At 72.9% G+C, this 8,294-nt stretch carries 9 protein-coding genes; 3 read left to right on the top strand and 6 right to left on the bottom strand.

The window, feature by feature from the left end; translation table 11 throughout:
- Positions 1–30 precede the first annotated feature (30 nt).
- Complete coding sequence (locus HII36_RS17735) at positions 31–810, bottom strand: SEL1-like repeat protein (protein ID WP_173524308.1); 780 nt, start codon at positions 808–810, stop codon at positions 31–33.
- A gap of 360 nt (positions 811–1,170) precedes the next feature.
- On the opposite strand from HII36_RS17735, the gene HII36_RS17730 reads away from it, so the two are divergent.
- The 3 genes from HII36_RS17730 (at position 1,171) to HII36_RS17720 (ending at position 3,759) form a co-directional block, all read left to right on the top strand.
- Positions 1,171–1,362, top strand: coding sequence for a hypothetical protein (locus HII36_RS17730; protein WP_173524307.1), 192 nt, complete (start codon positions 1,171–1,173; stop codon positions 1,360–1,362).
- 36 nt (positions 1,363–1,398) lie between these two features.
- Positions 1,399–1,575, top strand: a complete 177-nt coding sequence (locus HII36_RS17725; protein ID WP_173524306.1) for a hypothetical protein — start codon at positions 1,399–1,401, stop codon at positions 1,573–1,575.
- 198 nt (positions 1,576–1,773) lie between these two features.
- Positions 1,774–3,759, top strand: coding sequence for a PhoX family protein (locus tag HII36_RS17720; protein ID WP_173524312.1), 1,986 nt, complete (start codon positions 1,774–1,776; stop codon positions 3,757–3,759).
- An 80-nt stretch (positions 3,760–3,839) separates the two neighbouring features.
- Here the strand turns inward: HII36_RS17720 and HII36_RS17715 are convergent, their stop codons facing one another.
- The 5 genes from HII36_RS17715 to HII36_RS17695 all read right to left on the bottom strand — a co-directional run bounded on the left by HII36_RS17715 (position 3,840) and on the right by HII36_RS17695 (position 8,257).
- Positions 3,840–5,084 carry a VanZ family protein gene (locus tag HII36_RS17715; protein ID WP_173524305.1) on the bottom strand — a complete coding sequence of 415 codons (1,245 nt, stop codon included), beginning with the start codon at positions 5,082–5,084 and terminating at the stop codon, positions 3,840–3,842.
- 11 nt (positions 5,085–5,095) lie between these two features.
- Positions 5,096–5,239, bottom strand: coding sequence for a hypothetical protein (locus HII36_RS17710; protein ID WP_173524304.1), 144 nt, complete (start codon positions 5,237–5,239; stop codon positions 5,096–5,098).
- Between the two features lie 95 nt (positions 5,240–5,334).
- Positions 5,335–6,192 (bottom strand): ABC transporter permease subunit, encoded by an 858-nt coding sequence (locus HII36_RS17705; protein WP_173524303.1) that lies wholly within the window; start codon positions 6,190–6,192, stop codon positions 5,335–5,337.
- Entirely contained in the window at positions 6,189–7,253 is a 1,065-nt protein-coding gene (locus tag HII36_RS17700) for an ABC transporter ATP-binding protein (protein WP_217369639.1), read from the bottom strand. The genes HII36_RS17705 and HII36_RS17700 overlap by 4 nt, the downstream gene beginning before the upstream one ends.
- Positions 7,250–8,257 (bottom strand): hypothetical protein, encoded by a 1,008-nt coding sequence (locus tag HII36_RS17695; protein ID WP_173524302.1) that lies wholly within the window; start codon positions 8,255–8,257, stop codon positions 7,250–7,252. The genes HII36_RS17700 and HII36_RS17695 overlap by 4 nt, the downstream gene beginning before the upstream one ends.
- Between the last annotated feature and the right edge of the window lie 37 nt (positions 8,258–8,294).

Genomic DNA, 8,294 nt, shown 5'->3' with positions numbered 1-8,294 from the left:
CAGGAGGGGGCTCGCGCGTTGGGGCGGCGTTCAGGTCATGGGGTTTCGGGGTCCGTACTCGATGCCGACGGGCGCGGGCAGCAGCTTGCCGAACGGGACGGCGCGCAGCGCACGCAGGCGCTCGGTGGCGTAGGGGTGGCCGTGGCGGGCGGCGAGCCCGTAGTAGAACCTGGCGATGTCGCGCTTGGCCGGGCCCTCCTGCTCGTAGGCCTGGCCGTAGGCGAAGGACAGGTTCGCCGCGAACTCGATGGGGCGCGGGTTGACCGCGAAGGTCTCGGCGCCGGGGTGGCGCTGCTGGACCGCGGCGTGCATCCAGTAGCGGGCCTCAGCCGACTGGCCGGTGAGCACGTGGATGATCGCCAGGCGGTAGGCGGATTCCGCGTCGCCGTCGCCGGCCAGGCGGACCAGGCGCGCGACGGTTCTCGTGGTGCGCCGCTCGGCCTCGTCTGCGGGCGTGCCGTAGAGGTCGTAGGACCCGGTGGCGTGCGGGCGCGACTGCTCGGCGCGGGCGGCGCGCCAGCGCGTCTGCCACTCCTCCACGCTGCCGAGCGCGGCCGTGGGCAGCCCGGTCCGCTCGGCGTGCCGGTGGCAGACCCGGACGAAGGAGGCGACGAGCTCCCAGTCCGGCAGGCGTTCGCGCTTGCCGTTGAGTATGTCGTTGAGCGTGCTGCCCGGTAGTTCCTTGGGCATGTCCGGGGCGCGCGACAACCGCTGTATCTGCGAATAGCTCGGCTGGCCTGCCGATTCCCGCAGCTCGATGAGCGCGGCTATGAAGGCTGAATGGGATCCGGCCCTGAGGGTGTCAGTCATCGTCCTTGATGGAGTTCGGAGGGTGATCAGTGTCGCCCATGGTTTCAGAAAGAGTCTCGCAGTCCCGGACATTTCACAGATTCCATCTCATCCGGACGCTGTGACCACCCCAGACGTCCGCAGCCCCACCGTTCCCACAAGCCCCGCCGGGTGGCGACTTACCGCCTTCACACCACCTTCTCCGGATAAATCCGGATGAGTCCGGATGATTGCGGAAGACCCCGGAGGATTGCGAAATCGAGTCCCCTTTTCCGGACTTGTACGGCTCTGTCCGAGCACGTTTGGACCGGTGGCAGGCGACACTCCCCCGGATGCATGGTTGGCCGCATTCATCGCTGATCTCCGGGAGGCCATCCGCTCATGCCGTTGCTCACGGCTCGTCCGCCAAGCATCGTGTACTGCGCCGACGCCCCCTGCCTCGCGGACGAGCAGTTGCTGATCACGCTCGTGACGACCTGGGTGCTCGCGACCGGACGCATGCCACCCGCGGCCCGTCCCGACGAGCTGTCCCCGGAAGAGCTCATCGACTTCTGGGCCGACGACCGCATCTGAAGAACGCCGACCACCACATCCGAAGGAAGAGGACCGATGTTCACCACGCGTCAGCTGCTCACGCTCACCGTGACGATCATGATCGCCGCGATCACCTGCGCGCTCGTGCTGAGCACCGGCGCGCAGTGGCCGGCCGCCCTGCTCGGGGGCGGCGGCGCGGCCGGGGCCACGCTGGCGACCCTGCCCAAGCTGCTGAGCAGGCGCGACTCATAGCTCAGGCAGCCTGCACCCCAATAATAATAAAATACTAATATTTATCAAACCGTAGAGAAACCTTCACCAAAGCCGGCGAGCCGGGCCGTAGCGTTCAGCGCGAACGATCGCCTCGATCTTGGAGGACCTGTGTCGAACCCCCCTGGCGCCCGGCGGCTGCTGCCGCTGCTCACCCCACACAAGGGTGGCCGGAGCGCGATGACCTGTCTGTACCGCTGTGGCAACGCGTGCGCGCACGAGGTGCCCAACACCTCGGCCAACGCCTACTTCGGCGACGTCGTCAAGGAGGCGCTGTCGCGGCGCGGCGTCCTGCGTGCCGGGGCGCTGGGCGCGCTGGTCGCCGGTGTCGGCGTGGCCGGCGCGATGCCCGCGCTCGCGGACGACCCGGGGGCGGCCGCCGCGCCCGGCCAGGACGCCCGGGGCTTCCACGGCAAGGGCATCACGTTCACCCCCGTCCCGCCGAACACCGACGACAAGGTGACCGTCGCCAACGGATACCTGTCCGCGGTGCTCATCAAGTGGGGCGACCCGATCCTGCCCGGCGCGCCCGCGTTCGACTTCGAGAACCAGACCGCCGCCGCGCAGAACCTGCAGTTCGGCTACAACTGCGACTACGTCACCTTCTTCGAGATGGGCAACAACCGCGGCCTGCTCTGGGTGAACCACGAGTACACCAACGACGCCCTGATGTTCCGCGGGTACACCGGCGGAACCGCCGCCACCCTGGAGCAGATCAAGATCTCCATGGCCGCGCACGGCGGCTCGATCGTGGAGATCGAGCGCGTGCGCGGCACCGGCGAGTGGCGCCTGACCACGAAGGGCCGCCGCCGCTACAACCGGCGCATCACCGCGCAGACGCCGATGCGCTTCTCCGGCCCGGCCGCCGGCGGCGCGCTGCTCAGGACGGCGGCCGACCCCGCCGGACTCAACCCGATCGGCATGCTGAACAACTGCGCCGGCGGGCGCACGCCGTGGGGCACGGTGCTGACCGCCGAGGAGAACTTCGACCGCTACTTCGTCAACGGCGCCAAGACCCCCGAGAACGCCCGCTACCTGGTCCCGACCGGCGTGCCGGCCGGCGACCGCGGCTTCTTCCGGGTGGAGGAGCGCTTCGACCTGGCCAAGCACCCGAACGAGATCCACCGGTTCGGCTGGATCGTGGAGATCGACCCGTTCGACCCCACGTCCACGCCGATCAAGCGCACCGCGCTCGGCCGGTTCGCGCACGAGGGCGCCAACACCACGATCGCCCGTGACGGCCGCCTGGTCGCCTACATGGGGGACGACGCCAGGTTCGAGTACATCTACAAGTTCGTCTCCAAGGACCGCTACATCCCGGGCAACGACCGCCACAACCGCACCCTGCTCGACGAGGGCACGCTCTACGTCGGCAGGTTCACCGGCGACAGCCCGGCCGCCGAGATCGACGGCTCCGGCAAGCTGCCCTCCGACGGCCTGTTCGACGGTTCGGGCGAGTGGATCCCGCTGGCCTCGGGCGACGTCTCGCACGTGCCCGGCATGACGGCCGAGCAGGTGTACGTCTACACCCGCATCGCCGCCGACCGGGTGGGTGCGACCAAGATGGACCGCCCCGAGGACGTCGAGGTCCACCCGTACACCGGGCACGTCTACGCGGCGCTGACCAACAACACCATGCGTACCGCCGCCCAGGTGGACGAGGCCAACCCACGCCCGGGGAACAAGCACGGCCAGATCGTGGAGATCGTCGAGCACCGCAACGACCACACGGCCACCACGTTCGCCTGGTCGCTGCCGCTGGTCGCCGGTGACCCGAACGACCCGAGCACCTACTTCGCCGGCTACGACAAGTCGAAGGTCTCGCCGATCTCCAGCCCGGACAACGTGGCCTTCGACCGCGACGGCAACATGTGGCTGGCCACCGACGACAACAAGCTGGGCAGCAACGACGGCATGTTCGTGATGCCGCTGCACGGCCCGGAGCGCGGTTACCTGCGTCAGCTGCTCACCGTCCCGGTCGGCGCTGAGTGCTGCGGCCCGCTGATCACCGACGACCAGCGTTCGGTGTTCATCGCCGTGCAGCACCCGGGCGAGGTGGACGGCGCCAGCCCGGACCGTCCGGCCAGCCGCTGGCCCGACGGCGACCAGCCGCGCCCGTCGGTGTGCGTCGTCTGGCACGGCCAGGGCAAGAAGATCGGCTCCTGACCCCCGGCTGAGGCCGGGGACGGGCGCCGTCCTGCCGCGGCGCCCGTGGCCCGCCGCCCCCCGCACCCGGGGCGGCGGGTTCAGCCCGTTCGCGCGTCGACGGGCGCGCTCCAGTCGGTGACCTCGCCACTCTCACGGGTGAGCGAGCCCTCGAGGCGCCACACCGGGACGAGGTAACCGGAGTCCTCGTCGAAGTGGTGCCCGGCCGTGGCCGAGCGGACGTGCACCGTCCCGTCGACGGTGTCCACGCCCACGTCCTTGGCGATGTCGATGGCCGCGCGGGGCGAGATGGTCTCGGCCGTCCGCACCGAGCGCACCCGGATGCGCCGGTCCTCGATGCCGATCAGCTTCCCGTGCCCGTCCAGGGTGACCGAGATCTTCCCCCACTGGAACGCGTCACCGCCCTGGGCCGCGTTCTCGTAGTCGAGATGCAGGTAGGCGTCCTGCCAGTGGTCGTTGACGCTCGGGCGGGCCAGGACGGCCGGATCGATGCCGAAGGCGGCCAGGTGGCGGCGGGCCGCCCGGTCGCCGGCCACCTCGTCGGGGGGCGTGGCCGGTTCGTCCCCGGGTGCGGCGTCGTACCCGAAGTCGGCGTACCAGGTGCCGTGGGGGTAGACGAACAGCTTGGTCGGGCCGCCGTCCGCGCAGATCCACGTCCCGTCCCGCCTGACGCACTCGCCGCCGACGGCCAGCCTGGCGCGCAGGCGCGCCAGGACCGACTCGGGCGTCTCCGCCGGCGCGGCGCGGTAGAGCCGCGCGCCGGCGCCGGTCGCCGCGATCGTGGCGGGGAACCGCATGGCGGACGGCCGCAGGTGCCCGTAGTAGACGACGCCCTGCCGGTTGCCGCCGTCGATCGCGACGACGGTCACGAACGGCGCGAGCACCCCCGCGATCACCGCGACCGCCGCCACCACCCGCCACCGTCCGGTGGGAGGGCCGCCGGGACGGCGCGAGAGCCGGACGGCGAGCGGGCGCAGCACGGTCACCAGGGCGGCGCCGAACGCCGCGCCCGCGCTGTTGGCGATCACGTCGTCCACGTCGGCGTGCCGCCCCGTCCCCAGTTGCACCAGCTCGGTGACCAGCACCAGGGCCGATCCGGCCAGGAACACCCGGTGGACGCGGCCGAACGCCCCGGGGAACACCAGCGGCAGCAGGATCCCGATCGGTACGGTGATCAGCACGTTCAGCGCCACCTGGGCCAGGCCCTGCGCGTTGACCAGCCCGTAGACGGCCGCGACGTGGAAGGCGCGCAGCGGCCGCAGGTTGATCAGGTCGCCCAGGCCGTCGCCGAACTCCATGAGCTGGGTGACGTACACGAACGCCACCACGGAGCCGGTCAGCAGGAACTCCGCCGCGACCCGCGCCGGACCCGGCCGGGCGCGCCGGCGCCGCCGCGCGACAGGAAGATCACCGCGTAGGCGAGCAGGGAGATCCCGGCCACCGCGGGCAGGATGGTCGCGACCTGGGACAGGTAGTCCATGAACCATGCCTCGTCTAGGGAGCCGGGCAATCATGACATGAAGTCCTCCGCCCGGGACGACACCTCCTGAGACCACGGACGCCGCAGGGCGGCGGTCACACGTCCCTGCGGGTGAAGGACATCGCCGCCAGCCCCCAGACCAGCGCCACCCACACCGCGGCCCAGACCAGGTAGGCCGCCGTCAGCGGCGCCTCGCTGAGGAACGGGAAGCCCTTCATCTCCTGACCGAAGCGCGCCAGCGCGACCGGGTCCTGGAAGGCGTGCATGGCGCCGCGCCACAGGCCGTCGGTGGGCAGGAGCATGCGCGAGACCGTGCCGACGCCGGCGACGCCCTCGTTGCCCAGCGCCTCGCCGATGCCGCCCACCACGCCGGCCACCCAGGTGGCGCCGAACAGGCCCACCGCGACCACGCCCGACGCCATCGGCGAGACGACCGTGGACAGCAGCAGGCCGAGCGTCAGCAGCACCACCGTCTGCGCGGCCAGCAGCGCGAGCGCGGCGACCGGCTGCGGCGGCCAGTAGTCCACCGTCCAGAGCACGACCAGGCACTGGGCCAGCCCGGCGACCAGCACGAAGCCGGTGCCGAACGCCACCAGGCCGAGCCACTTGCCCAGCAGCACGGCCGATCGGCGGATCGGCCTGGCCAGCACGGACAGCGCGATGCCCGACTCCGTCTCGCCCGCCAGGGTGGGCCCGGCCAGGAAGGCGGTGCCCAGCGCGGCGATCAGGCTGAAGCCGAACATCACCAGGTTCAGCAGCTGGGAGGCCACCAGCCTGGCCTGGCCGCTGGTCAGCGTGGCGAACTCGGACTCGGCCGCCAGGCGCGAGAACCCCCAGCCGCTCAGCAGGAGCAGCGCCGCGGTGAGCACGGCCAGGGCGAGCAGCGCGCGGCGGCGCGAAGCCTCGCGCAGGGTGAGCGCGGCGATGGTGGCGACCGTGCGAACCGTCGTCATCGCTCGCCCCCGTCGTCTCCGTCGGCCCCATCGTCTCCGCCGGTTCCGGCCGAGGTCTGCGCGTCGTGCTCGGCGCGCAGGATGCCGAGCAGGCGTTCCTCCAGGCTGATCCGGGCCGGCTCGACCGCGTGCACCCGCGCGCCCAGGGCCACCAGGTCGCGTACCAGGTCGGGGACGGCCGTGCCGTCGTCGTCGCCGGACGGCAGCGAGAGGGTGAACCAGTCGCCCGCGCGCGCCACCTCGCCGGTGACGGACAGCCGTGACTCGGCCGCCGGGGAGAGCCCGGTCAGCCGCAGCCGCAGCTCGCGCTGGCCGAGCAGCTCGGCGAGGGTCCCCGAGGCGACGACCCGGCCGCCGTCGAGGATCACCACCCGGTCGCAGACCCGCTCGACCTCGCCGATCAGGTGCGAGTTGAGCAGCACCGCGACGCCCCGCTCCCGCAGGCCGAGCACGATGTCACGGACGTCGGCGCGGCCCAGCGGGTCGAGCGCGCTGGTGGGCTCGTCCAGGATCACCAGCTCGGGCCCGGCCACCAGGGCGACCGCCAGCCCGAGCCGCTGCTGCATCCCCTTGGAGAAGCCGCCGACGCGGTCGCCGGCGCGGTCGGCCAGGCCGACCAGGGCCAGGCAGTCGCGCCGCTCACGCTCCGGCACCCGCGCCCCCGACAGCCGGACGTGCAGCGCCAGCACCTCGGCCGCGCTCAGCCATGGCTGGTACCTGAACAGCTCGGGCAGGTAGCCGACGCGGGCGCGGGCGGCGGGCTCGGACGCGGGCCGGCCGAGCAGCAACGCCTCTCCGGCGTCCGGCCGCACCAGGCCGAGCAGCATCTTGATCACCGTGGACTTGCCCGCCCCGTTCGGCCCGAGCAGGCCGACCACCTCGCCGCGGCCCACCTCCAGCGACACGTCCCGGACGGCCGGGCGGCGGCCGTACCGCTTGCGCAGGCCCGCGCACCAGACCGCCACCGTCGGTGGCAGCCCGGCGACCAGGTCCGCCGCGCGCCGCGCCGCATCGCGGTCCGCTTCCGCTTCCGCTCCTGGTCCCGCGGGGGCCACGGTCACCTCAGGTTCCTGGCGATCGTCAGGACCTCGCCGGTGTCCAGCGCGCCGGCCACGGCGGTCACCACGCCGTCGCGCACCCACACCACGGCGGCCATCGTCCTGTCGCGGGTGGCGAGCACGGTGGCGTCGGCGCCGTTGACGTCCGCCGACGACGTCTCGACCTCGTCGGCGGGGACGGGCAGCGGCAGCGTGGAGCCGTCGCCGCTGAAGGTACGCAGCCGCGCCGCGACGTCGGCGGGCAGGCCGGGCAGCGAAAGCAGGTAGTCGCGCACCGTCTCGAACGGGACGCCGGTGGAGAAGGCCTTGGGCGCGACCGCCCGGCCGACGACCAGCGCGGGCACCCCGGCCGGCTGCTCCCAGACCTCGGCCAGCCCCGGGCCCGCGACCAGGCGGACCTGGCCGCCGTCCAGGCCGGGCGGGGCGGCGGGCAGGGTCTCGCCGGTCTGCGCGGCGGTGCGGGCGGCCCGGTCCGCGGAGAAGGTGAACGTGGCGCTCACCTCGCCGCCCACCTGGTACGCCGGCTCGCCGCCGACGCCCCTGGGCAGCTCGGCGACGCGCGGCACGTCCAGTCCGGTCGCGGTGGCGGCGGCGGCCGCGTCGGGGACCTGGCGCACGTCGCCGCCGCCGGTCACCTGGACCGTGCCGTAGCCGTTCAGGTCGGGCAGGGCGACGAGGTCGCCGGCGCCGACGCCGACCGGGGTGATCCGCTCGGTCTGGAAGATCTGCAGCCAGTCGTTGGCGGCGGCGGTGCCCGCGCCGGCCAGCACGACGGCGACGGCCAGGGCCGCGACGGCCGGCCGGCGGACGATCGCGCGGACCCGCCCGCCCCGGCGTCCGGCGGGCGCCTGCTCCCGCACCTGGCCGGCGGGCGGCGGGTCCTCGATCGCGACGGCCAGCCCGCCCAGGCACTGCGAGCAGTCGGCGACGTGCCGGCGATCGGCGTCGGCCACCCCGGCCGGCGCGTCGAGCAGCCGGCGCAGCGTGCCTTCATCCGGATGACGCATGACGGTTCAACTCCTTGTGCAGGGCCGTCCCGGCGCG

This window comes from Nonomuraea antri, from assembly GCF_013283785.1.
In the GTDB taxonomy this organism is placed as follows: Bacteria; Actinomycetota; Actinomycetes; order Streptosporangiales; family Streptosporangiaceae; genus Nonomuraea; species Nonomuraea antri.
The sequence above is the reverse complement of the archived record's forward strand: the minus strand, read 5'-3'. Positions and strand labels throughout refer to the sequence as shown.